17 protein-coding genes are annotated in these 25,455 nt (G+C 38.8%); 12 read left to right on the top strand and 5 right to left on the bottom strand.

Going from position 1 to position 25,455, the window contains the following annotated elements:
- The first annotated feature begins 262 nt into the window (after positions 1-262).
- The 12 genes from LUA91_RS06955 to LUA91_RS06900 all read left to right on the top strand — a co-directional run bounded on the left by LUA91_RS06955 (position 263) and on the right by LUA91_RS06900 (position 19,151).
- Positions 263-3,421: a TonB-dependent receptor gene (locus LUA91_RS06955; RefSeq protein ID WP_231425305.1), complete on the top strand. Its 3,159-nt coding sequence runs from the start codon at positions 263-265 to the stop codon at positions 3,419-3,421.
- A 10-nt stretch (positions 3,422-3,431) separates the two neighbouring features.
- Entirely contained in the window at positions 3,432-5,087 is a 1,656-nt protein-coding gene (locus LUA91_RS06950; RefSeq protein ID WP_231425304.1) for a RagB/SusD family nutrient uptake outer membrane protein, read from the top strand.
- Between the two features lie 13 nt (positions 5,088-5,100).
- The gene (locus tag LUA91_RS06945; protein ID WP_231425303.1) at positions 5,101-5,628 is read left to right on the top strand and encodes a hypothetical protein; all 528 of its coding nucleotides are present in this window, start codon (positions 5,101-5,103) and stop codon (positions 5,626-5,628) included.
- A 143-nt stretch (positions 5,629-5,771) separates the two neighbouring features.
- Positions 5,772-8,393 (top strand): glycoside hydrolase family 2 TIM barrel-domain containing protein, encoded by a 2,622-nt coding sequence (locus tag LUA91_RS06940; RefSeq protein WP_231425302.1) that lies wholly within the window; start codon positions 5,772-5,774, stop codon positions 8,391-8,393.
- A 7-nt stretch (positions 8,394-8,400) separates the two neighbouring features.
- A complete protein-coding gene (locus LUA91_RS06935) occupies positions 8,401-10,860 on the top strand; it encodes a glycoside hydrolase family 2 TIM barrel-domain containing protein (protein ID WP_231425301.1) in 2,460 nt (819 codons plus the stop codon).
- A gap of 2 nt (positions 10,861-10,862) precedes the next feature.
- Positions 10,863-12,044, top strand: coding sequence for an alginate lyase family protein (locus tag LUA91_RS06930; RefSeq protein ID WP_231425300.1), 1,182 nt, complete (start codon positions 10,863-10,865; stop codon positions 12,042-12,044).
- 13 nt (positions 12,045-12,057) lie between these two features.
- Entirely contained in the window at positions 12,058-13,212 is a 1,155-nt protein-coding gene (locus LUA91_RS06925; RefSeq protein WP_370633607.1) for a glycoside hydrolase family 88 protein, read from the top strand.
- A gap of 100 nt (positions 13,213-13,312) precedes the next feature.
- Positions 13,313-14,125, top strand: a complete 813-nt coding sequence (locus LUA91_RS06920; protein ID WP_231425299.1) for an SDR family oxidoreductase — start codon at positions 13,313-13,315, stop codon at positions 14,123-14,125.
- 2 nt (positions 14,126-14,127) lie between these two features.
- Positions 14,128-15,303, top strand: coding sequence for a mannonate dehydratase (gene uxuA / locus LUA91_RS06915; RefSeq protein WP_231425298.1), 1,176 nt, complete (start codon positions 14,128-14,130; stop codon positions 15,301-15,303).
- 282 nt (positions 15,304-15,585) lie between these two features.
- On the top strand, positions 15,586-16,470 hold the full coding sequence (gene fdhD / locus LUA91_RS06910; RefSeq protein ID WP_231425297.1) for a formate dehydrogenase accessory sulfurtransferase FdhD: 885 nt from the start codon (positions 15,586-15,588) through the stop codon (positions 16,468-16,470).
- 6 nt (positions 16,471-16,476) lie between these two features.
- Positions 16,477-16,833 carry a hypothetical protein gene (locus LUA91_RS06905; RefSeq protein WP_231425296.1) on the top strand — a complete coding sequence of 119 codons (357 nt, stop codon included), beginning with the start codon at positions 16,477-16,479 and terminating at the stop codon, positions 16,831-16,833.
- Positions 16,830-19,151, top strand: coding sequence for an FdhF/YdeP family oxidoreductase (locus tag LUA91_RS06900; RefSeq protein ID WP_231425295.1), 2,322 nt, complete (start codon positions 16,830-16,832; stop codon positions 19,149-19,151). Before LUA91_RS06905 ends, LUA91_RS06900 begins: the two co-directional genes overlap by 4 nt.
- Positions 19,152-19,380: 229 nt before the next feature.
- On the opposite strand, the gene LUA91_RS06895 is transcribed toward LUA91_RS06900, so the two are convergent.
- The 5 genes from LUA91_RS06895 to LUA91_RS06875 all read right to left on the bottom strand — a co-directional run bounded on the left by LUA91_RS06895 (position 19,381) and on the right by LUA91_RS06875 (position 25,344).
- Positions 19,381-20,385: a hypothetical protein gene (locus LUA91_RS06895; protein WP_231425294.1), complete on the bottom strand. Its 1,005-nt coding sequence runs from the start codon at positions 20,383-20,385 to the stop codon at positions 19,381-19,383.
- A 75-nt stretch (positions 20,386-20,460) separates the two neighbouring features.
- Positions 20,461-21,039: a hypothetical protein gene (locus tag LUA91_RS06890; protein WP_231425293.1), complete on the bottom strand. Its 579-nt coding sequence runs from the start codon at positions 21,037-21,039 to the stop codon at positions 20,461-20,463.
- A gap of 38 nt (positions 21,040-21,077) precedes the next feature.
- A complete protein-coding gene (locus LUA91_RS06885) occupies positions 21,078-22,358 on the bottom strand; it encodes an OmpA family protein (protein WP_231425405.1) in 1,281 nt (426 codons plus the stop codon).
- A gap of 407 nt (positions 22,359-22,765) precedes the next feature.
- The gene (locus LUA91_RS06880; RefSeq protein WP_231425292.1) at positions 22,766-23,485 is read right to left on the bottom strand and encodes a LytTR family DNA-binding domain-containing protein; all 720 of its coding nucleotides are present in this window, start codon (positions 23,483-23,485) and stop codon (positions 22,766-22,768) included.
- Positions 23,486-23,682: 197 nt separating this feature from the next.
- Positions 23,683-25,344, bottom strand: a complete 1,662-nt coding sequence (locus LUA91_RS06875; protein ID WP_231425291.1) for an ATP-binding protein — start codon at positions 25,342-25,344, stop codon at positions 23,683-23,685.
- Positions 25,345-25,455: the final 111 nt, after the last annotated feature.

The following is a 25,455-nucleotide window of genomic DNA, read 5'->3' as shown; positions in this document are numbered from 1 at the left end:
AAAAAATTACCCTATCATGCAACCGCTGTTGCCATGCAGTTATTCACGGTACTTAAACTTAGGCATTCAAACAACATCCAAATCTCCAACATAGGTATTAATTATCCTATTCATTTATTTTAAAAAGCAGATTATTTAGGCGCTATTCAATGGTCTAAAGTCTATGCAATTATTATTACGAAAACTTATTATGCTTTTGGCGTAACAGGACTGGTATTGGTATGCGCAAGTTTCACTAAACAGATTAATATTAATATAAATTATGAAGAAATTTTATTTTCTTTTAAATGCTTTAACGGTTAATATAATTAAGCTTATCCCGAAAGCAAAAATTATTGCGGTTATTGCATTTACTATACTGATAAACAGTTCGGCTTTTGCTCAAAGCACAATAACAGGAACAGTTAGAGATGAAAAAGGCATTACGATGCCTGGTGTGAGTGTAAAAGTAAAGGGATCGCAAATTGGCGCCGTTACGGATGAAAATGGTAGATATACCATCAAAACCACTGCTTCAGATGCTGTATTGGTATTTGCTTATATTGGTTTTGCAACTAAGGAAGTTGCCGTAGCAGGCAAGACCTCTATTAACATTAGTCTTGCCGATGATGCACAAGGATTAAACGATGTGGTTGTGATTGGTTATGGAACCCAAAAGAAGGTAAACTTAACAGGTGCTGTGGCACAGGTTGATGGAAAGCAACTTCAAGATCGTCCGGTTCCAAATGCAATTGCTGCCTTACAGGGTATTTCGCCAGGCGTTACAGTTACCAGAGGAAGTGGTAAACCCGGTGCTGAAGGATTGGGAATAAGAATCAGGGGCTTCTCTTCTGCAAATACAACAGCAGCGTTAACTTTGGTTGATGGTGTGGAAATGGATCTGGCATTGATTAATCCTGATGATATTGAAAATATTTCCGTACTGAAAGATGCGGCTGCAGCTTCTATTTATGGAGCACGTGCCGCTGGAGGCGTAATTTTGGTTACAACTAAAAAAGGTGCGAGCGGCAAAACACGCATTAATTTCAGTAATAACTACAGCTTAAATATCACAGCAAGGCAGCCACAGCGACTTAACTCTTGGGATGAACAAACATTAATCGACGAAGCCCGTTTAAATGCTACTGGCGCTCGTGAGTTTACTCCAGAGCAAATCGAATGGCTCAAAAACCCTAACTTTAATTATCGCGAAAACCAAACTGCAGATCGTTGGGATTATTATGACAATACCAACTGGATAAAGGAAGGTATGGATAAAGTGAATGCATCTCAAAAATATAATTTATCTATTGGAGGTGGCAGGCAGGATTTAAATTATCTCTTGTCGGGTAGTTATTTCAAAAGAGATGGTGTTATGCGCTTTGGACCAGATGATAATTCGGTAAAAACCATGCGCTTATCATTAAACTCTGAAATTAACAAATACTTATCCGTTGGAGCGATTTTAAGTTATGCGGGGTCGCAGGTAAACGAAAATTCTTACAGCACAGGCAATATTATTGATTTGCTTTATCGGGTACGTACCAGGCAGTCGCTGTATGTTCCAAAAGAAGATGTTACGGGAAATATCTACAATGGCGATTTACAATTAAATCCTGTAGACATTGAAAAAAATGCTGGTTTCCAAAGAAGCGATTTCGATAACTTTGTTGGAAAAATTAATATTACGGCTAAGAACTTTATAAAAGGACTTACTGTAGATTTAAATGCCTCCCGTAATTATGGTTTTTATAATTATGAAGCCGATAGGAGAACATTAAATTGGTACGGTAGAAGCACTAATACTGTACGTAATACATTAAATGCCTTAAACCAACTCGATCTTACTAAGAACAAAAGTTACCAAGATAATTTAACTGGCCAGATTTCTTACGATTTGCAAGTAAAGAAACACAATTTTAAAATTTTGGGAGGTGCTTCATTTGAGCAGTATAGAAAGGATGAATTTTCTGCAAGTGCCACTGGCATGGTAACCAACGATTTCTTTAGTCTAAATTTTGGAGATGCTGCAACTAAAACCAATAAGGATAAGGTTGAAACCTGGGCATTTGGATCTATTTTCGGAAGGTTTAATTACAACTACGACGAAAAATACCTGTTCGAAGCAGTTGTTCGTTATGATGGAAGTTCTCGTTTAGCTCCAGAAAATCGCTTTCAGGTTTTTCCTGCTTTTTCTGCCGGATGGAGAATTAGCGAAGAACAGTTTTTTAAAGATAATGTCCCATTCGTAAGCAATTTAAAACTTCGAGGTTCATGGGGCCAAGTGGGTAATGGTGCTGTTTTAGGCTTCTATGATTATTTTCCATTAATTACCAGTGGTATTGGTATAGATAACCAAAACAGGGTAATCTTCAATGGCTTGAAAACCCAGTATCTTTATCAAAATCAATTGGCTTCAGCCAATAAAACCTGGGAAACCGTACAATCCAGTAACATTGGTATTGATGCCGGTCTTTTCAAAAATAAGCTAACCTTAACAGCAGATTATTATGTAAAGTATAATAAAGACATGCTGGCCGATTTGTTTCTACCAAGTACAATAGGGGTAAATGTTCCTAAGTTAAATGTTGGCGAACTTAAAAGCTGGGGTTGGGAATTGGAGTTAAAATGGAGAGATACCTTTAAAAACGGTGATTACAGAATAGGATTTAATATTGCCGATAATCAAAATAAAGTTACCAAATATGATGGACGGAATTCTGTAGCGAATGCAGGAGTGGTAGAGATTTTACAAGGCTATCCGCTAAATACGGTTTGGGGTTATAAAACCGATGGGTATTTCCAAACACAAGCTGAAGCAGATGCTTACAAAGCCAGGGTGAGGTATCCGTTTTTCGCCAATCCAGCTGCAGGCGATGTTAAGTACCTGGATTTAGATGGAAATGGTGTAATCGATGCAGGTGGTGGTACGCCAACCAATTCAGGCGATTTGGTAAATCTTGGCACCACTAACGCCAGATATACTTTTGGTTTCGATCTTGGTGCATCGTGGAAAGGATTCGACATCACCGTATTTTTTCAGGGAGTTGCCAAAAGAGCCTTTTTGATTGATGAAAATACGCTTTCTCCAATTTTAGGAACGGCAAACATGCCATGGACGATCCATTTGGATCGTTGGAGCCCCGAGAATCCAAATGCCTTTTTCCCACGGATGTTTCAAACTAGTGCACATAATTTCCGACCATCTGATAAATGGGTACAGAATGGAAATTACATCCGCTTAAAAAACCTTACGCTAGGTTATAATTTTAAACCACAAAATAAAATTTTCCAAAATTTAAGGGTTTATGTGGCAGGACAAGATTTGTTCGAAAAAACAGATGTGCTAAGCGTTTTCGATCCCGAAGTTGGAAATGATGTAAATGCACAAACGTATCCTTTTTATCGTTCTGTGTCCTTCGGTTTAAATATTACTTTATAAAATGATTGATATGAAAATAACATATAAAATATTCTTTGCAGCCATATTGATTGTATCCACATTAAATGCTTGCAAAAAACTAGATCGTTTACCAGAAACGGAACTAACCGATAATACATTCTGGAATACAGAAAGCGATTTAATGAATGCCGCAAATAGGATGTACCAGCAATTGGCAGGTTACACCATAGATAACCGAGGCGATGATAATGTAAACCAAGGTGGCCTTAATCAGATTAGCAATGGAAACCGTGGTGTACCAGGAACAAGCGATGATTGGAGAATTCCTTATCAGCATATATTCACGGCCAATAACATTTTGGAGAAAGGTACAAAAGCCCAGGTAAGCGATGCGATCAAGAACCGTTATTTTGCCGAAGCTAGATTCTTTAGGGCATACGCCTATTTTAATCTTGTTCAAAAATATGGCAATGTGCCTTTAATTTTGAAAACCTTAGGTGTAGATGCACCAGAACTATCTATGCCGAGCACCGATCGCTTATTGGTGGTACAAGCCATGTATGATGATTTGGATTTTGCCGCAACCTGGTTACCCACACGAGCAGCGTTACCGGCATTACAATATGGAAGAGTTACCAAAAGTGCTGCATGGGCTTTAAAAGCCCGTATCGCTTTAAATGAAGGTACCCGCATGAAATTTTTTGGAATTGCTGATTACCAAAAGCACCTGCAAATAGCTGTTGATGCCTCTACTCTGGTAATGGGGCAGGGCCATCGGCTTTTTGCTAATTATCAGGGGATGTTTACCCATGATGGTGAAGGCGCATCCAATACCGAAAATGTTTTTGTGAAACTATATGGCGGAACATCAGCAATTGGTTTGGTACATAATACTTCCCGCGATTTGGAAAATGGTAGAATAGCGCCAACTAGAAATTTAATCCGCATGTTTTTGTACAGAGATGGGTTGCCGGCATTTAATACTGATAATTCTGTTTCTGCATCCAGATCTCCACTGTTTGTTAATGAAGGATCAGAACCATCATACAACACAATCCTGGATAATCGTGATCCACGTATCACTACATTGGTTTTCAGGAGTGGTGAACAAGCCTATCAACGTCCTTGGGTTCCGGGTACATCGTTAGGGTCGAGATCTGCTTTTGCAGCTAAAAAAGGTTTCAATGCGCAAGACTGGACAACAAACAATAATTCTACAGTACACAAACCTCTAATTCGATATGCAGAAGTCTTATTAATTTATGCTGAAGCAAAATATGAATTAACTGAAAATATTTCAGATGCTGATCTGGATCTGTCCATCAACGTGATTAGAAACAGAGCTGGTTTAAACGTGAGATTAACAAATGCTTTTGTTGCTGCAAATAATTTAAGCATGAGAGAAGAAATAAGAAGAGAGCGTACAGTTGAATTATCATTGGAAGGCTTTAGATATGGAGATCTCATCAGGTGGAAAACTGCTGAAACAGTTTTGCCTAAAGCTTTATTGGGCGCTAAGTACAATGCGCTTGAATGGGTTGGCACTGTTGCTTCAACGTTGGTTTTAAATGCCGATGGTGTATTGGTTGTTGAGGCAGCTAATAACAGGGCTTTTAACCCACTTAGAGATTATTTATATCCTGTGCCTTTACAGGAGATCAGTTTAAGCGGGAACAATATTAAGCAAAATCCAAACTGGAATTAAAAAACTGAAAAGCATGAAATTATTACATATAAAATTTTTAACAGGCATCCTGTTTAATATTACTTTGTTATCAAGTTGCGATAAACTTGATACAGATCCTGTTGGCGTACCAGAGTTAGAGAACTATTATTATGCTGGCTTTTTCTCTATACCATGGAACAATACAGGAACAGCTTCCGTATTAAGAAACCAGACAGCACTCGTGAAATTTCCGGTTAAATTTCATTCTTCTTACCTGCGTGATTACGATCCCTCGGTGCAATATTCTCTGATCACCACCGGTATAACCAATCCGGCTGTTGTTGGTCAGGATTTTGAAGTGGTAGATAAAAGTGGAAATAGAATTCAGCCCACCAATGGAATTTATAATTTAGTATTCCCAAAAGCTGAAACTAAAATAGATACCTTGTATTTTAAGGTACTGAATAATTCATTGGCTGGTACCCGCAGAATAGAAATTAATCTGGTTACCAATACCACGCAGCAATATACTGTAGGTACTTTTACCCAGGCATTTAAACGATTTATAGAAATCAGATAACTTTACTATAGTTTTTTAAAATACTAATTCCTTCCTGCTGATCCATTTCGGCAGGAAGGTTAATTAAATTTAGCAAATTTTCACACTAACAGTTCCCGGTCTTCCAAATTTATCCCTTCGTATTTATGCTAAAATTTAAGTTGTTGTTTGTATTTACGATTTCATTAATTTGGATTTCCGTTTGCTCTGCTCAAATGGGAGGACGAAAACTGATCAGCTTAAATGATCAATGGCAATTTCATAAAGATAAAGAACCACAACAGCCGGTAATAATCCCACATACCTGGAATGCAAAAGATGTATTGGATGATCAGCCCGGTTATTACAGAGGTTTAGGTTTTTACACCAGGAAATTAAAATTTGATGAATCGGCTAGAGGGAAACAGATCTTTTTGATTTTTAATGGGGTTGGTCAGGAAGCGGAAGTATTTGTTAACGGAACTTTGGCAGCAAGGCACATCGGCAGTTATACCCGTTTCACGGTACCGATAACAAAATTCTTAAATTATAAAAATGATGTAGTAGAAGTGCAGGTTAATAACCGTTTCAATGAAGACATACCGCCCTTAACTGCCGATTTTACTTTTTTTGGAGGTATCTATCGAAATGTAAATCTGTTGATTGCTGATCAGGTACATTTTTCGCAAAGTGAGAACGGGAGTTCCGGTATATTCATCACCACTCCAGAAGTAAGCTCCAGTTCTGCGAATGTTAAAGTAAATTCTTATATTGAAAATGCAGGAACTACCGATAAGGTGGTACAGATTATCCATCAAATATTCGATGCAAAAGGATTACTCATTGCCACTAAAACAGCCAATATTAAAATCATAAAGGGAGAAAAGAAATCTGTTGTTCAGGATATCAGATCAATTAAAAATCCTGAATTATGGTCAACTGAAAATCCATATCTCTACCGTATAATTTCTAAAATTCTGGATGCGAAAACTAAAAAAGTGATTGATCAGGTTTCTCATCCACTAGGCTTTCGTTGGTTTAAGTTTGATCCCAATACAGGATTTTTCTTAAATGGTAAACCGCTCAAGTTGATGGGGGCAAGTCGTCACCAGGATTATGAAGATCTTAGCAATGCTACACCCGATGCGCTCCAGATAAGGGATGTAGAACTGATAAAAGAAATGGGCGGCAACTTTTTACGGGTAGCTCATTATCCTCAAGATCCTTTAATTTTGGAAACGTGCGACCGCTTAGGTATCCTGGCTTCTGTCGAAATTCCAGTGGTGAATACCATTACAGAATCAGCTGCTTTTACCAATAACTGCTTAAACATGGAGCGGGAAATGATCAGCCAGAATTTCAACCATCCAAGTGTGATCATTTGGGCGTATATGAATGAGATATTATTGCGACCAAAGTTTACAGATGACAAACCCCGCCAGCAGATTTATTTTGATCATGTTCGTGAACTTGCACAAAAACTCGATAGTTTAACACGTAAATTAGATCCATCGCGGTACACTTTATTGGTCAATCATGGTGCCTGGGATCTTTACAATAAAGTTGGCCTCACCAAAATTCCAATGATTGTTGGTTGGAATTTATACTCAGGCTGGTATTCCGGAGTACCCGCAGATTTCGAAAAATTTTTAGATCGCCACCATAAAGAGTTACCAAACACGCCTTTTCTGGTAACAGAATATGGGGCAGATGCCGATCCAAGGATTAGATCCACAGATCCGGTAAGGTTTGATAAAAGCGTAGAATATGCAGTAAAATTCCATCAAACCTATCTCAATGCCATGCTAAACAGGCAGTTTGTAGCAGGTGGAATGGCCTGGAATCTTGCCGATTTTAATTCAGAAACCCGTGAGGAAACCATGCCTCATATCAATAATAAAGGATTACTCACCATTGGACGCAAACCAAAGGATACATACTTTCTTTATCAGGCATATTTGTTGCAAAAACCTTATTTAAAAATAACATCGGCACAATGGAATGAACGAACAGCCTTAGCCGATTCTGGTAAAACAACAAGCACTCAGCTGATACAGGTAGCTACAAATTTTAAAACAGCCGAATTATATTTAAAAGGTGTTAGTTTGGGTATTAAAGATGCTGTAGATCATATGATAGATTGGCAAGTGCCATTTAAAAATGGCATTAACAAATTAAGTGTAATTTCTGGCGATCAAAATGACCAGGCTGAAATTAATTTCCAATTGCAACCTTATCGTTTTACAGATACCATTCCGTTTCAACAGATGAATGTGCTTTTAGGTGCCAAGCGCATGTATATAGATGAAAAGCAGCATCAACTGTGGATACCGGATCAGCCTTTTAGAAAAGGATCTTGGGGTTATGTTGGCGGCATGCCGTTTAAAGGTAGCAATAACAGAATCAGTTATGGCAGCGATAAAAATCTACTGGGTACTGATCATGATCCAATTTATCAAACCCAGCAAGTAGGAATTGAGCAATTTAAATTTGATGTTCCGGATGGTGAGTATGAACTTGTACTTCATTTTGCTGAATTGTTGGGGGGCGAGGCAAAAGAAAAATTAGCTTATAACCTGGAAAATAACACTAAAAAAGAGATCGAACAGCGCAGAATTTTTAACGTACTGATCAACGATGAGATGTTTATGGAAAATGTAGATCTAGCAACCGATTATGGTTATGCAACTGCTGTAGAAAAGAAAACCCGAGTTACAGTTTTTGGAAAAAAAGGCATTACCATCAGTTTTAATAATCTTGTCGGCAAAGCCGTTTTAAATGCAATTCAACTAAGAAAAATTTATTAATTATAAAATGTTCAGGTACTTCAAATATATATTGATCTTTGCTTTACTGTTTTGTAGCGAGATCTCGTGGTCACAAAAATCAGTTCGCTTAAGCCAAAACTGGGAATTTCTGAAACAAGATTTGGGCGGAATATGGGAAGCCGTTCGCCCTGTTGGAGTAGGTAATCCAGAATCTGTTCCGCTTTGGGAAAATGTAAACCTGCCTCATTGCGTTAATGCTACTGATGCAGTTGATCCAGATTTAAATTATTATCAAGGTCCGGCTTGGTACCGTACACAACTTAAAATTGAAAACCTTTACAAAAACGGAAGAACAATTTTGCATTTTGAGGGAGCAGGGCAAAAAACAGAAATTTATGTTTATACAACAAAAGTAGCTACGCATGTTGGTGGTTACGATGAATGGAAAGTCGACATTACCGATGCAGTTGCTTCATTTCAAAAAACAGAGATTTATCAAAAGCAGTTTAAAGGTAAAGTACCCATTTCCATCCGTACAGATAACTCAAGGGATTTGGAAATGATTCCATCCGATTTATCTGATTTCAATGTATACGGAGGCATATATCGTCATTTAAATTTAGTTTATGTTCCATCTCTTTCAATCGATCAGATGTTTGTAAAGGCTGAAGTTGATGCTGAAGGTAAATCAGGTAAATTACGATTGACCGCACGTTTTTACAATCCAAATCAAGTGGGTGGGGCAAGCATTAAAGCCAATATAATCGATCCTAATGGAAAAATTGTAAGCTCAATCAATAAAAAACTGGAAATAAGCAATGATTTGCCTTTTTGGGAGATCACGGTGAAGAAACCTCAATTATGGTCAACGGAAAAGCCTGTTCAATATCGCCTGCAATACGAACTCATTTCATCAATAGGAAATGATAAAGGCGAGGAGAAATTTGGTTTCAGGAACATTGAATTTGTAGAGAAGGGACCATTTAACCTGAATGGAAAACGTTTATTGCTTCGTGGAACACATCGGCATGAAGATCATGCAGGTGTTGCAGCAGCCATGACAGATGATATGATCCGTACGGAAATGAAAATGATGAAAGATATGGGGGTAAATTTCATCCGCTTAGGACATTACCAACAATCACCAACGGTTTTAAACTTATGCGATAGCTTGGGTATCCTGGTGTGGGAAGAAATTCCTTGGTGCCGCGGTGGTTTGGGAGGTGATGTTTACAAGCAACAGGCCCGGACTATGTTGAAAAATATGATTGAGCAACATTACAATCATCCCTCAATAATGATTTGGGGTTTGGGAAATGAAAACGACTGGCCAGGAGATTTTCCGGAATTTGATAAGGAGAAAATCAGAACTTTTATGAAAGAATTGAACGATCTTTCTCATAAGCTGGATGCCAGTCGCTACACCGCCATTCGCCGTTGCGATTTCTGTGCTGATATTGTTGATGTTTATTCGCCTTCCATTTGGGCTGGCTGGTATCGCGGGGCATATACCGATTATAAAAAAGCATCAGAAGATGAATTTGCCAAAGTAAAACGTTTTTTACATGTAGAATGGGGCGGAGACAGCCATGCCATGCGACATTCTGAAAACCCCGATAAGGCTTTAAGTAAGATTAAAACAGGTGGTAAAACAGATGAACGTGCTGGCGATGCTTCATTATATGGAGGTGGAGCTAGAATCTCAAAAGATGGGGATTGGAGCGAATCATACATCACCAATTTGATAGATTGGCACCTGAAAGAGCAAGAAAACATGCCATGGCTTAGTGGTGCAGCTTATTGGCCATTTAAGGATTTCTCTACGCCTGTTCGGCCAGATAATCCTGTGCCGTACATGAACCAGAAAGGTGTAGTGGAAAGAGATTTTACCAAAAAGGAATCTTATTATGTTTTTCAGTCTTACTGGACCGATAAACCAATGGCTCACATTTATGGACACAGCTGGCCGGTACGTTGGGGCGGAATAGGTGAAGAGAAAATGGTAAAAGTTTATTCGAATTGTAGTGAAGCTGAAATTTTTCTTAACGGCAAAAGTTTTGGAATAAAAAAACGAAATAGTCAAGATTTTCCCGCTGCGGGCTTACGCTGGAATCTTCCTTTTGTTAAAGGAGAAAATACGGTTAAGGTTATAGCCAAAAAAGGTAATGTAAGGGTAACAGATGAGATTAAATTCAATTATCAGACCGAGAAATGGGGTAAGCCCGTCAGTATGGTTCTCTCTAAAATTGCCCAACAAGATGATGTGGCCACTTTGGAGGTAAAGCTTTTCGATAGCAAAGGCATTTTATGTCTGGATGCCATCAACTGGATCAACTTTGGTTTAACTGGTGATGGTAAATTATCGGATAACATGGGAACTTCATCTGGATCCAGAAAGGTACAGGCATATAATGGTCGGGCCATTATAAAAGTGAAATTAAATAAAGGAAAAAGTATTGCTTCTGTAGTATCAGAAGGTATTCCAACGGTTTTTAGAGAATTATAATCATGAAAAAGATCTTATCTATTTTCGTAGTAACTGTTTTATATGTTATGGTAACTGCATTTGCAGGATTTCAAAAGGATGTAGATCATCTGGAGAAACAAGCAATCGAATTATTAAAAAAACAAATTATAACAGAAGCCGCGTGGGCATTAAAGCAAACTCCGGTTACCATTACAGCCTCATCATCTCCACGCAGTGCAGGTGGGAAGCATGATTTTTTCTCTGAGGCGGATTATTGGTGGCCAGATCCAAAAAATCCAAATGGGCCTTATATTAGCAAAGATGGTTTAACAAACCCGGATAATTTTCTTGAGCACCGTAAAGCAATGATCCGATTTAGTAAAATTATCGGTGCATTGGCATCAGCTTATAAAATCACAGGCGATGAGAAATACGTTAAACACGCTGTAAAGCATTTTCAAGCCTGGTTTATCAATAGCGAAACCTTAATGAATCCAAACTTGCTATTTGCCCAGGCTGTGAAAGGCAGATTTACTGGCCGGAATTATGGGATTATCGATACCATTCATTTGATGGAAGTGGCTCAGGGTGCACTGGTTATGCAAAATGCAAAATCCTTTAACAATGCAACTTTGCAAGGTGTTAAACAATGGTTTGCTGATTATACTTTATGGCTAAATACCTCTGTGCCCGGAATTCAGGAGAAGACAGTAAAAAATAATCATGCAACATGTTGGGCCATGCAGGTAGCATCATTCGCCAAGTTGTGCAATGATGAAAACATGCTTGACTCTTTACGAATCAGTTATAAAACCATTTTGCTGCCCAATCAAATGGGCAATGATGGAAGTTTTCCGCTGGAAATGGCCAGGACTAAAGCTTATGGTTATTCAATCTTTAATCTCGATGCCATGACGATGCTCTGTCAAATTTTATCAACGCCCAACGATAATCTTTTTAATTTTGAAACTCCAGATGGCAAATCAATCAAAAAAGGAATTCATTATTTGTATCCATATATAGTTGATAAAAATAAATGGATATTGAAACCTGATGTGATGTATTGGGAAAATTGGCCGGTTGCACAGCCCTTTTTATTTTTTGGAGCTGTGCAGTACAATCAGCAAGATTGGTTTTTAGCCTGGAAAAAATTAAATCACCAACCACAGGTAGAGGAAGTAATCCGAAACCTACCTATTCGCAACCCCTTAATTTGGTTATAGTATGAAAATTAAAATGATGTTATTTTGTGTTTTGTCGCTTAATTTGGCTAAAGCACAAAAAGTTAATGTGAAACAGGCTTTTGCTGCAGCTGAAAAGCAAACCGATTTATTAATTAAAAATGTTGATTCTGCCCGCCTTATAAAACCAAACTTGGTTTCACCCCGAACAGTAGAAAATGGGCAGTTTAAGATGGTGGTTTCAAGAGATTGGACCAGTGGATTCTTTCCTGCCGAACTTTGGTATTTTTACCAATATACCAAGGATAAGAAATGGTTAAATCTGGCTAAAAAATATACGCAGGATATAAAGAAAGAGCAATACAACAGGGGAACACACGATCTGGGATTTATGATTTACGGACCCTTTGGAAATGGATACCGAATAACAGGTGATACAGCATATAAATCTGTTATTATTCAAGCTGCCAAGTCACTTTCAACACGTTTTAATAAAACAGCAGGGGTATTAAAATCATGGGACCACAATGGCGATAAATGGAAATATCCAGTAATCATTGATAATATGATGAATCTGGAACTGCTGTTTGAAGCTACTAAAATGACGGGTGACTCATCGTTTTATAAGATTGCAGTTTCTCATGCACATCATACAATTAAAAATCATTTCCGCCCTGATTTCAGTTCTTATCATGTGATTGATTATGATACACTAAAAGCTGGGAATATTCTCCAAAAGTTAACAGCACAAGGTTATGCAAATGAATCTGCCTGGGCTCGTGGTCAGGCCTGGGCATTATATGGGTATACACTTTGTTTCAGAGAAACGAAAAACATAAACTACCTTTCTCAGGCAGATGGGATTGCAGGATTCATCCTGAATAATAAAATTACCCCAGCCGATGGCATCCCTTATTGGGATTACAATGATCCAAATATTCCAAATGTTTCCAGAGATGCTTCGGCGGCAGCAATAACTGCTTCTGCGCTGTATGAACTGGCAAAATACAGTAAAAATGCTAAAAAGTATAAAGCGGCTGCTGATAAAATTCTGTATTCCTTAAGTACTAAATATACCAGTAAATTGGGTGCCAATTATGGTTTTATTTTAGAACACAGTACGGGTCATAGGCCAGCTAAATCTGAAATTGATGTGCCAATCAACTATGCCGATTATTATTATTTAGAGGCACTTCTGAGAAGCAAATAAAACTAAATTTTTTTAATAGCTACGTGATATTGAAAATGTTCATTTAGCAAAGAATACAATAATAAAATATAATAAAACTGAACAATTAATGATAAAAGATATGGAGAACCTCTTCTCCCTAAAAAACAAAGTTGTAGTGGTAACTGGCGCAACGGGTGTTTTGGGAGAAGCATTTATTAATGGACTTGCTGCTGCCGAAGCAACGGTTGTGGTTATTGGAAGAAACGAAGAAGCCGCAAAACTTAGGGCAGAAACGGTTACAAAAGCAGGTGGTAAGGCAATTTATATCATTGCGGATGTACTGAACGAACAGCATCTGGTTGATGCAAAAGCCGAAGTCATTAAAACGTTTGGCCGGATAGACGGGTTGGTAAACGGTGCCGGGGGCAATATTGCCGAAGCTGTTGTTCAGCCTGCGAGTGATATTTTTGATTTGAATATCGATGCACTGAAACAGGCCTTCGACTTAAATCTTTTTGGAACGCTTGTGCCGACACAGATTTTCGGGAAGGAAATTGCAAAAAACGGCGGAAGCATTGTAAATATTTCTTCGGTTTCGGCAACCCAGGCGGTAACCCGGGTTTTGGGCTATTCACTGGCAAAATCCTCTATAGACAGTTACACCAAATGGATGGCGGTGGAGCTGGCCAACCGTTATGGCGATAAGGTAAGGATGAACGCGATTGTCCCTGGTTTTTTTATCACCAACCAGAACAGGGCGCTTTTAACAAACGAAGACGGCTCATTGACCAGCAGGGGAAATGCCATCATCTCAAAAACACCCTTCAAGAGATTCGGTGACCCGGAAGAATTAATTGGGGCATTGATCTATCTGCTGAGTGACGCCTCAAAATTTGTGAACGGGGAAAATATAACGGTTGATGGTGGGTTCGGGGCTTTTTCTGGTGTATAAATATGGGAACTAAATATAAAAAACTGGAACAGACCTGGCGCTGGTACGGTCCGAACGATCCGGTAAGCCTGCAGGATGTTAAGCAGGCCGGGGCCACTGGGATTGTAACGGCCCTACACCACGTTCCACATGGCGAAGTCTGGCCGCTGGCAGATATCCTGGAGAGAAAGAACATTATTGAAGCGGCCGGTCTGAGCTGGTCGGTAGTGGAAAGTGTGCCCGTTCACGAGGCAATCAAAACCCGGAGGGCCGACGCGGAACATTACCTGGAAAACTACCGGGTTACCCTGCTGAACCTGGCACAGTGCGGGATCAAAACCGTGTGCTATAATTTTATGCCGGTTTTGGATTGGACGCGTACGCAGCTCGATCTGGAGATGACCGATGGGTCCAGGGCACTGTATTTTAACTGGATAGACCTGGCGGTATTTGATCTCCACATCCTCAAGAGAGAAAATGCGGAAGCTGATTATGCTGAATCAGTACTAAAAAGGGCAAACGAAAAATTCTTAAAGCTTGACCAGACAGAACTGGATGATCTGCGCATCAATGTGCTGATGGGCATTCCGGATGAAAAGGAAATAGAACTGGAGACACTGAGGGCAAGCATAAATGAATATGCAGCCATCGGAACGCAGGGGCTGAAAGAAAACCTGAAATATTTCCTGTCCTCGATTGCTGAAGTCTGTACCAGGGAGGGCATCAGGATGACCATACATCCCGATGATCCACCATACCCGATTTTAGGTCTGCCAAGAATTGCAAGCACATTGGCAGACTTCAAGTACATTATCGAAGAAGTGGATCAGGCTTTTAACGGTATCTGTTTTTGTACGGGATCTTTGGGGGCAGGCCTGAAAAACGATGCATTGGAGATTTTTGATACGGTGAAAGAACGTGTCTACTTTGCCCATTTGCGCAATGTTACAAAGGATGAGGATGGCAGTTTCTATGAGGCCGATCATCTGGGGGGGGATGTGAACATGTATGAAATCATGAAGGCACTATCTGAAGAAAACGCAAAACGGGATCAAGCGATTCCTTTTCGGCCTGACCACGGGCACCAGATGCTCGACGATTTAAAAAAGCAAACCAATCCCGGTTATTCGGCTATAGGTAGGCTACGCGGACTGGCTGAACTAAGAGGTTTGGAAGTTGGTGTAACTGGAAATTATTAATCAAAAAATCTTTCAGTTGCTACCAACTTAGGTTCTTAATGATAAGCCACATTCAAGGTATTTAATGAATATTGTAAAAATAATTGCATTCTCGAATTTTAAAACTATGTCGAAAATTTTCTCTGTTATGGTATTGAAATCATTGATAATATAATTTATTTAAGTCTTGATGTTTCAGATTGTTATAGCTTAGATCTTGCCAATGTTTATATTTGATTGATCTTTACGAAGAAAAAGATCATGAGATAGAATGTTGGATAAATAGCTATAATTATTAATTTTATGCTGATGAATGATCAAGTTATTTCTTTTGAGCCTGGAACTTCTTTCACAGTTGGATCGATTGATGATGTTAGTGTAAAAAAATATAACATCGGGAATGAGTTTTTTACCAGCGATAGTCTAGCAATAGAAGAACCGCTCGAAATAAGATTAGCTTTCAAAGAATCTTCTGAAAAGATCCTTCGGAATATTTCGGTTACCATGCGTACCCCAGGCCACGATAATGAACTTGCTGTAGGATTTCTTTTCACAGAAGGAATTATAAACGATCAATCTGATATTGAATCTGTGATATCCCTTGCATGCGGAGATGGCCAGAGCAACACGATAACCGTACACTTAAAAGATCATGCCCAGCCCGCATTCAATGGTATTGAACGAAATTTTTACACCACTTCCAGCTGTGGAGTTTGCGGCAAAACCTCCATTCAGTCTATTAAGACAGTAAGCAAGTTTGACTCGCCTTTACTTGAAAAAATAAAGATCAGCCGCGAGGCAATTTATAACCTGCCGGTTTTGTTAAGAAAGTATCAGTTGGTTTTTTCTACCACTGGTGGGCTCCATGCTAGTGCACTTTTTAATATGCAAGGAGAATTTTTGTATTTAAGAGAAGATGTAGGGCGTCATAATGCTTTGGATAAATTAATTGGAAAGGCTATTTCTGAAGCTAGCCTTCCACTCAATGAGCACATTCTTTTGCTGAGCGGCCGTGCCAGTTTTGAACTGATACAAAAAGCCGCGATGGCGGGAATTCGCTTTGTTGTGGCCATTGGTGCTCCTTCAAGCCTTGCAGTAAAATTGGCAAAGGAGTTCAATATAACCCTCATTGGATTTCTGCGAAATAAAAGCTTTAATCTATATAATGGCGAATTGCAATTAAACTAAGATATCATGAAAATACGCATTAAAGGCAATTCAATTCGATACAGGCTTACCCGCCCAGAAGTAGAAGGGTTCAATGAGCAAAAAGCTATCATAGAAACCGTAGATTTTGGTTCTCAAATACTTACCTATGGTTTAATCATTACCAATGATATCGAATTTTCAGCAACATATGTTGATCATACCATTATGGTTCATTTTCCCTTAGTATTACTGAATGAATGGAAGTCGACGGAAAAAGTGGGTTATAAGGCAGAGAGTGGAATGATATCCATCCTGATTGAAAAAGACTTTACCTGTCTGGATAATGTAGAAGAAGACCAGAGCGAGAATTATCCTAACCCACTCTCAACTGTTAAGCTATGAAAAAGCCAAAAGTTTTGCCTGATCCCGAGAATCCAATCAAACTTCTAGATTTAAAGTTAACACCAGCTAAAAAATGGGCTGCCGGCATTCCGGCGGTTACAGCAGCATTAAGCGATGTAGTGGAGGAGGGTATTCCTTTCAGGGGAGTGCGGGCACTCTTTACAATGAATCAAAAAGGCGGTTTTGATTGCTCAAGTTGTGCATGGCCTGATCCGGACGATGACCGCTCACCTATTGGAGAGTATTGTGAAAACGGAGCAAAAGCATTGGCAGATGAGGCTACTATGAAAAAGGTAACGGCTAAGTTTTTTGCCGAGAACTCCGTTAATAATCTTTCCAAACTTACAGATTTTGAGATTGGCCGACAGGGGCGCCTGGCCGAACCCATGTACTTACCTGAAAATGGCACTCATTATTTGCCGATTAGCTGGGAGAAGGCATTTGAAAAAATTTCTACACACCTAAACGCCCTGCACTCGCCTGATGAGGCTGCCTTTTATACATCTGGACGTACGAGTAATGAAACATCTTTTTTGTATCAGCTTTTTGCAAAGGAATTTGGCACCAATAACATGCCCGATTGCTCTAATATGTGCCATGAAACATCAGGTACAGCACTTCTCTCTACAATAGGTATTGGAAAAGGAACTGTAAAACTTGATGATTTCTATCATTCGGATGTGATTATCATCATTGGTCATAATCCAGGAACCAATGCGCCCCGAATGATGAGTGCCCTTGAAAAAGGTAAGAAAAACGGTGCAAAAATAATTGCTATAAACCCTTTGCCAGAAGCCGGATTAATGGGATTTAAAAATCCCCAGGAGATTAGTGGCATTATCGGAAATGGAATACATTACGCAGATCTTTATCTTCCCGTTAAAATTAATGGAGATATGGCCCTGCTCAAAGCGATTAGTATATTGCTGTTGGAGATGGAGAAAGATATGCCTGGGCATGTTTTAGATCAGGAATTTATAAATGAGAAAACAACAGGATTTGAAAGTTGGGCAGAACAGTTTAAAAATTATGATCTTCCAAGCCTGGCAATATCTGCGGGGCTAAGTGAACAAGAAATCAGAAAAGCGGCCGAAATAATAGGCAATAAAAGAAAGATTATTTTTGCATGGGGTATGGGACTTACCCAGCAGCCCAACGGAGTGGATATGCTCAAAGAAATAGTGAATATTCTGCTCTTAAAAGGAAGTATTGGTAAACCCGGATCAGGAGTATGTCCTGTAAGAGGTCACAGTAATGTTCAGGGTAATAGGACTATGCTGATCAATGAAAAGCCAACCAAAGAGCAGTTGGATAAACTCAAAGAGGTATTCGGATTTGAGCCTCCCCGTAAACGCGGATATGATGTAGTCGGTACAATTCATGCCATGCATGAAGAAAAAGTAAAGGTGTTTTTTGCGATGGGTGGAAATTTCCTTTCAGCCACTCCAGATACCACTTTTACTGCCGCTGCCATGCAAAAGCTTAGGCTTTCTGTTCACGTTTCTACCAAATTGAATCGCAGCCACCTTATCCACGGCAAAGAGGCGCTGATTTTGCCAACTTTATCAAGAAGCGACATTGATATGGTTAATGGGGTTCATCAATTTATCTCTACGGAAAACTCGATGGGAGTAGTACAATCTTCCAAAGGGATATTAAAGCCTGTATCGGATAAACTCATGAATGAAACACATATTGTTTGCAATATGGCTATGGCTACCCTAAAAGATCGCTCTGTTATAGACTGGAAGTCTTTTGCAGATGACTATGATAAAATACGTGATGTAATTGAGAAGTGTGTTCCAGGATTTGAAAACTATAATATTCGTATAAGGAAAAAAGGAGGGTTTTATCTTCCTAATGCCGCAAGAGATGGGAAATTTATCACTGCAGAATTTGGAGACAGGGCGCCTTTCACCATTACTTCAGTTCCAGAAAATGAACTTGCTGAAAACGAATACATGATGGCGACAACACGTTCTCATGATCAGTTTAATACTACGATTTATGGTCTAGAAGATCGTTATCGTGGCGTAAAGAATGAGCGACGGGTTATTTTCATGAATCAAAAGGATATGGACAAAGCAGGATTTAAGGCTAAAGACAAGGTCGACTTATATAATTTCGATGCTGGCATAGAAAGAGTTGCTCCACTTTTTTTGGTTGTTCCATACGAAATTCCTGAGCGGAATACGGTAACCTATTTTCCAGAAACAAATGTGCTCGTTTCTATCAATAATGTGGTTGGAGAAAGTAACATGCCAGCTTCCAAGTTCGTGAAGATTCAGATCAGGAGGCATAGGGAAAATCCAGATTAATGGGTCAATTTTTATCTGGAAATTATAATATTTTCTACTAAGGCTAACGTAAGAAGTACTTTGAAAGATATTTTAGAATAGTTTCTTTGGGTGAAATCAAATTAAAAAATATAAAATATCACCTTGTGAACACTCAATTTAAAGAAATAGGTACGATACGATAAAATTCCAAAGCTGGTGATATATTGCTATCAACCAGCTTTAGAATAAAATTAACACTTAGATTTTTTTAATAGACTGTTTTATTGGTCAAAGCCAAACGTTTTTTGGATGCTAAAATTGCTCCAAAACCTGCGCTGGCAGCACCAAGGATCATTCCGATGAAAGAGAATATAGCAAATTTAGAAAGTGCAGAAGATACATCATCGCCAATTTCTCTTGCTTTTTGTTCAGCTTCAGCTTTTACTTCATTTACTTTTTCTTTCGCAGATTTTAAGGTATTTACCCAATTATCAACAATTTGCTCAGATTCAGCCTGGCTTTTTCCTGTTCTGTTTTTCACAACATTCACCAAAGCTTCCTTATCTACAGCGTTAAAGGTCGAATTATTTTCCGAAAACAACTTTTGAAATAATTCATCTAATTGTTGCTGTGCCTGCTGAGGATTTTCTAAAGCTTCCTGTCCGGCAGATTTGCCTTGTGCTTTAGCCTGATCTGCTTTCTTTTCCAAAGCTTTTGGCTGCAATTCTTTTTTCTCTGTTTGTTTCAATAACAGCTCTGCTTCCTGCTTCATTTTTGCAAATGTGTTTCGATCAACACCCAACTGGTCTTTAATCAGATTTCCAGCTTCGGGTGCTGCAGCTTTTATGCCATCTCCAGCTATAGAAAAGCCTTTGGTAATTACACTTCCAACTCCGCCTACTATTTTGCCAACAGAAGAAGTGATCAGGTACATATTCAGAAAAGTTAGCAAGCACCAGGTTAACAGGCCATGCAAAACCAGGTCAGTTTTTTGAATATGGTTGGAAAACCAGCCCGCAACCCATCCGCCAGTAAATACTGAAATTAACATGGTAATGATCCACCATATTAGTGCACCGGTACCCAAACCGCTAAACGGCTTTGCTTCTTCCATTGGATTGATGCTTCCAAAGCCAATGCCCAGCCCTAAAAAGCTCAATAGTAATTGTACTGCGATAGCGATAAATACCCCTGCAATTATTGCGCTCCAGGATAATCGGTTAATAAAACTGATTGCAGTATTTTCTTTTGTTGTATGAATTGTTTGTGCCATGATTTTATTATTTAATAAGTAGATGATTTTTTAAAGGATAAAAGAAATGCTGGATGATAGGTATCCATTTTATTTTTATTTAATATCTCCTTTAACTTTATTTGCTGTTCTTTGGCCAGGAAGATAAATCTGGAAACCAAATGACAGGTTTAGATTATTTTGCGTAGTTGAGCTACCAAAACCAACCAGGCCATTATATTTTAACAATGTTTCCAGGCCGATATTCGGCGTAACAAAATATGCAAAACCAGGACCAACACTGATGTTTAATCCATTGGTATTGCCACCACCTTTACTAACGTTAACACCACCAATACCAGCCGTTGCTTCTGCAAAGAAGCGGCCATGACGAAGTACCTCCGTATCGCTACCTGCATAATAACGGCCTAATGCACCAACACCATAGCTTGTGGTGGTATTGGAATTTTTTGCCGTTTCCAAACCGAAATTTACATAACCTCCAAGGGCTACGTTATCCTGTATAAACCATGCCGCTTTCGGCGTAATGTCTACACTGAATATTTTTGGATCATCCAGGCCCAGGTTGATATTGGTCAGGTTACCACCAACCATCACATTGCCCTTTTGGATTTGTGCATTCGCAGCGATAACTGTTGCTGCTGATATTAAGATTGTTGCCAGAACTTTTTTCATGATTTTTGCTTGTTAACTATATGTATATTTATTAATGTTTAGTACAATGTGAATTCTACACGACGGTTTTCTTGACGACCAGCTGCAGTTTTGTTGGTTGAAATTGGTTGATCAGGTCCGTAACCAGTAGCTTCAATTCTTGATGCATTAGCACCTTGAGATACTAAATATGCTTTAACTGATTCTGCTCTTTCTTTTGATAAACGCAGGTTTAATTCTCTTCCACCAGTGTTATCTGTATGGCCTGCCAATTTTAAACTGAAGTTTTTCTCTATTAATAAACCAGCAACTCTGTTTAATGAGGCATATGATTTAGAACGGATAGTAGATTTGCCCAAATCAAATTCTAAGTTTGAAATTGCATCTTTTACTACCTTGCGGTCTGCATCGGTAATCACTGTTGTTTCTTTGATGATTGTTGTTGGAGTCGCTAACGGACAACCAGAACCATCAACTACAGTCCCTGAAGGTGTGCCTGGGCATTTGTCGAATTTATTTGCTACGCCATCATTGTCATCATCAGCTAAATCTTTGGCATATTGCGCTCTGTCTCTGGCCGCGTTTTGCTCTGCCGTAGATAATGCGCTCCTTAATTCAGCACTTTCTTCTGCACTTTGTTTACGCAAGTCGGCAACTGCACTGTAATTTTGTAATTGCGAATTTTCCTTGTTTCCTAATGAAAATTCTAAACCTGCGTGAGCGTAAGAAAATCTGCTTTCATTGTAAGCATTTTTAACAGTTGGCGAAGATTTGATAAAATTAATATCATAACCTAAATCGATGTTAATTCCTTTAGATACACCAAACTTAAATCCAACTCCTGTCGGGATGAACCATCCTTCTCTGTCAGTAAATGATTGGATAGTTCCAACCTGAGAGGCAGATGACATATAGCCAGCACCGGCTTTTACGTAAGGAATTAAAACTGCATTTTCAGTGTTCAAGCTAAAATTAGCAATGTTTAAAACTGCTGTTAATGATCCAGACCAATCGATCTTATTTCTTTGCTCAATTGTACTTGTAGAATTTAATGTTTTGATTTCTCCACGTAAAAAATCGGCCTGCAAGCCTAAAGCGGGTAATATTTGCTTTTTTATAAAAGCACCGTAACCAATGCTTTTAAATTCATCGGCTTTTACACTACTTCCACCAAGGAAAGTGTTTTGACTTAAAATACCTCCATGAGCACCAACGCTCCATGTTCTAAGGGATTGTTTTCCAAATCTTCCCGAAGGTGTTGGCGTTTCCTGTGCGAAGATTGGACTTGCCAGGCTTAAAAGCCCAAGCAGTAGGGTTGATTTTGTAAATTTAATGTTCATCATTTTTGGGTTTTGTTTTATATTTATCTTGTTGGCTTCTTCAATAATTACTGATTTGAAAGAGAGCATTGATTAATCCTGTTTTGAGGCTAATAGTTTATACTTTCCGTTAAGCCATATCCTCCAATTGAGCCATCGTTATGTAAACAGCACGTAGCCAGTTTACCGAGACAATCCTTTGAATAAATCGCTATCTCAATTTTTTGCTGAAGCAAAGGGTTTTTTATCCTGATGACTGTGATATCTTTTATTCATGGTCGTGTTGATTTAATAAAAGACCTTCTTCCTTTATTTTTCCACCATAAAGTAAATGAATTGGACTTTTTGAGGAAAATCAAATCGTCAGAATGCCTGACCTGTCCGATGGAAGGCTGGCATTGATCGTCGAAAGAAATTGAAATGTTGGCTTATAACCAGGATTCAAAGTGGGATCTGAACTGGGTACGGTATTGATCGGTAACAGGTATGACTGCTTTTCCGATTTTTACGGTATTGTGCTGGATGGCATCAATCTTATCAAGCGCAACAATAAAAGATCGATGTATACGCATAAATTGACCGGATGGCAAGAGGCCTTCCATTGCTTTCATTGTGGATAATGCTGTGATGATTTTTCCGTTCTCAGTATAAATCCTGATGTAATCTTTCTGACTTTCGCCGTAAAGGATTTCGTTAACCGCTACACGCACCAGCTCATGCTCAACTTTTAGAAATATATATTCGTTATTATCTTGTTGGATGAAATTTGGAAGGATATGATTTTTGGCTTTAAAGGCCGCCTTGAAAAAATCTTCGTACGAAAAAGGTTTCAAAAGATAGTCGATTGCATCTACTTTGTATCCTTGGGAAGCATATTCTCCAGATCCGCTGATAAAGATGATCCTTGGCATATCTTTTCCATATTGATTGTAGAGCGTTTTCGCAAAGCTCATTCCGTCGATGCCAGGCAGGTTAATATCAAGAATTATCAAATCAATGCCCGAATTGCCCAACACATCGATCGCATCTGCAGGACTGCTATGAACCGATACCAGATCGAGAAAAGAGGTTTCCCGGACAAATTCACTGACATAACTGCTTACTTCAGGATCATCATCAATTACAATACAGCTGAGTTTATTTCTCATCGTGTAGCATTGTAAAGGTAAAATGAATAGTAACGGTCATCAGGGATATAGCGCATATTTTGATGCAAAGTTAACTTTATCCCCGAGAAATGAAAAAGATCATTTGCGAAAATTTATACGCAATCTGTTTCTGTTTACTATGTATGAAAAGGTCTCGAACGGTTGAATTTTATGGACCGGTTTTTTAAATATCCATTTTACAGATGCCTATGGTATGGGATGATAAATTGTACTGTACAACCTCGATCCTCATCACTTTCTAATGAAATTGTTCCGCCCTGCAATGATATAAGCTTACGGCAGAGATATAATCCCAAACCCGTTCCGGCCTGCTGACCACCAGCCTGATAATAAGGAGTAAAAAGTTGCGCCTGTTTATTTTTGGCAATACCCGAACCAGTATCTTTTATTGTTACAACAAGTGGTGAAGTTTCGCCAGCTTGTTGAAGTTCGGCTGATAAATGTACATATCCTTTTTTGGTGTATTTAATGGCATTGCTCAATAAATTAATTAACACTTGTTTCAACCGCAAATCATCGCCTTTAACACTTACCCCAGCCAGGCCATTCAGTTCAAGATTGAGATCAATTCCTTTCTTTTCTGCCATAAAACGCATGGCCTCAACCGAATCGGTAATGGCCTGTTCTGGAGAAAAGGTGGTTATTTTTAATTCTACGTCGCTTTGCTCGAGTTTGCTAAAATCCAGTACATTATTTACCGTTTCCAAAAGCATGGAGGATGATAAGTTTATTGAGGTAACTTTGCTTTCTTGTTCGTGCAATAAATTGCTTCTTTTAAGCATAAAAACAGCGCCATTGATTGCCATAAGTTTATTCCTGATTTCATGGCTCATGATAGCCAAAATCTGTGATTTTTGATCGGCAAGTCTGATTGCCCTTGAGTTTTCTCTGATATAGCGACGCTCCAAACCTGAAGCTTTCCTGATGTAAATGATCGAAACGACTATAAATATTAGAATGAAAACTGAAGTGATGGTGATATAGGTATTAAGCTCACGCGATGTAGACTGATATTCCCTGAGAATCTGCTCTCTACTTTTTTCGTAGGCAATATGTTCAATACCCTGAATTCCCTGCAATAACTGGCGTAACTCGGTAAGCAGATTTAAATTTGCCAGGATCATTTCCTGATTCGACTGACCTAGAGCATCATAAGCTGTGCCCAGTTGCTTCAAGGCTAGTTTTTGTGCTTCCAGGTTATTAGCGCTTTCTTGTATTTTCTGTTCTTTAATGGTTAGAACCTTTACTTTGGAGGTGTTCCTTACTGCATCCTTCAGTCTGGTGATCAGATTTCTTTTACTTGCCTCATTTCGGACGGTAACTGAAGTATCGATCCGCATATTGTTTGGTACTCCTTTGCGTGATGAACGATCTTCAATGGAGCTTAATGTGGTTTTTTCCAAGAGCACATTAAATCTTTTCTGAAGTTCAAACAATTGATTTGAGATGTCGATTTTTTGTTGAAGTGCGAGAGCAATCTGCTGTTTACTTTTTGATAGCTGATTGTTTTTATCGGATTTGTAGCCTTGTACAATAGCATTCATTTTTGTGAATACGTTTTTAAGTTGGTTTTTGTAGGCTTCGAGATCACTCGATTTTCCGTTAGCGCTTGCCTGCTGAAAACTGTTTTCGGTTAGGTTCAAATCAATCAGTAACCTGCTGATTGCTGGCTGTTGCCATGGCTGCTCAAGCTGATTACCCAAGCGATCCAATTTTCGAGTGATGCTAATGCGAAGGATAAATGATCCGATGGTAATAATGAAAATGAGCATAAGAAAGACAATAAAAAGTCTTCTGATGATTGAGGTAAAATGTTCAGATTGTCGTGGAGTGCTCATCTGGCGTATGATAAAACTGGTTAGAATTTGTAATCAAAAATGACTTAGTAAAAATGGTAGATTAATCATAAGTGATGTAAAATAGAATGCCAATCGATTTTATCATCACTA

The organism is Pedobacter sp. Leaf250, from assembly GCF_920984735.1.
Lineage (GTDB): Bacteria > Bacteroidota > Bacteroidia > Sphingobacteriales > Sphingobacteriaceae > Pedobacter.
Note: the sequence above shows the minus strand (reverse complement) of the source record. Positions and strands in the feature narration are given on the sequence as shown.

What these genes read in the sequence shown, in the direction of transcription:
- LUA91_RS06955 (WP_231425305.1), top strand. Translation starts at nt 263, where the DNA reads ATGAAGAAATTTTATTTTCTTTTAAATGCTTTAACGGTTAATATAATT.
- LUA91_RS06950 (WP_231425304.1), top strand. Translation starts at nt 3,432, where the DNA reads ATGAAAATAACATATAAAATATTCTTTGCAGCCATATTGATTGTATCC.
- LUA91_RS06945 (WP_231425303.1), top strand. Translation starts at nt 5,101, where the DNA reads ATGAAATTATTACATATAAAATTTTTAACAGGCATCCTGTTTAATATT.
- LUA91_RS06935 (WP_231425301.1), top strand. Translation starts at nt 8,401, where the DNA reads ATGTTCAGGTACTTCAAATATATATTGATCTTTGCTTTACTGTTTTGT.
- LUA91_RS06930 (WP_231425300.1), top strand. Translation starts at nt 10,863, where the DNA reads ATGAAAAAGATCTTATCTATTTTCGTAGTAACTGTTTTATATGTTATG.
- LUA91_RS06925 (WP_370633607.1), top strand. Translation starts at nt 12,058, where the DNA reads ATGATGTTATTTTGTGTTTTGTCGCTTAATTTGGCTAAAGCACAAAAA.
- LUA91_RS06920 (WP_231425299.1), top strand. Translation starts at nt 13,313, where the DNA reads ATGGAGAACCTCTTCTCCCTAAAAAACAAAGTTGTAGTGGTAACTGGC.
- uxuA (WP_231425298.1), top strand. Translation starts at nt 14,128, where the DNA reads ATGGGAACTAAATATAAAAAACTGGAACAGACCTGGCGCTGGTACGGT.
- fdhD (WP_231425297.1), top strand. Translation starts at nt 15,586, where the DNA reads ATGCTGATGAATGATCAAGTTATTTCTTTTGAGCCTGGAACTTCTTTC.
- LUA91_RS06905 (WP_231425296.1), top strand. Translation starts at nt 16,477, where the DNA reads ATGAAAATACGCATTAAAGGCAATTCAATTCGATACAGGCTTACCCGC.
- LUA91_RS06900 (WP_231425295.1), top strand. Translation starts at nt 16,830, where the DNA reads ATGAAAAAGCCAAAAGTTTTGCCTGATCCCGAGAATCCAATCAAACTT.
- LUA91_RS06895 (WP_231425294.1), bottom strand. Translation starts at nt 20,385, where the DNA reads ATGGCACAAACAATTCATACAACAAAAGAAAATACTGCAATCAGTTTT.
- LUA91_RS06890 (WP_231425293.1), bottom strand. Translation starts at nt 21,039, where the DNA reads ATGAAAAAAGTTCTGGCAACAATCTTAATATCAGCAGCAACAGTTATC.
- LUA91_RS06885 (WP_231425405.1), bottom strand. Translation starts at nt 22,358, where the DNA reads ATGAACATTAAATTTACAAAATCAACCCTACTGCTTGGGCTTTTAAGC.
- LUA91_RS06880 (WP_231425292.1), bottom strand. Translation starts at nt 23,485, where the DNA reads ATGAGAAATAAACTCAGCTGTATTGTAATTGATGATGATCCTGAAGTA.
- LUA91_RS06875 (WP_231425291.1), bottom strand. Translation starts at nt 25,344, where the DNA reads ATGAGCACTCCACGACAATCTGAACATTTTACCTCAATCATCAGAAGA.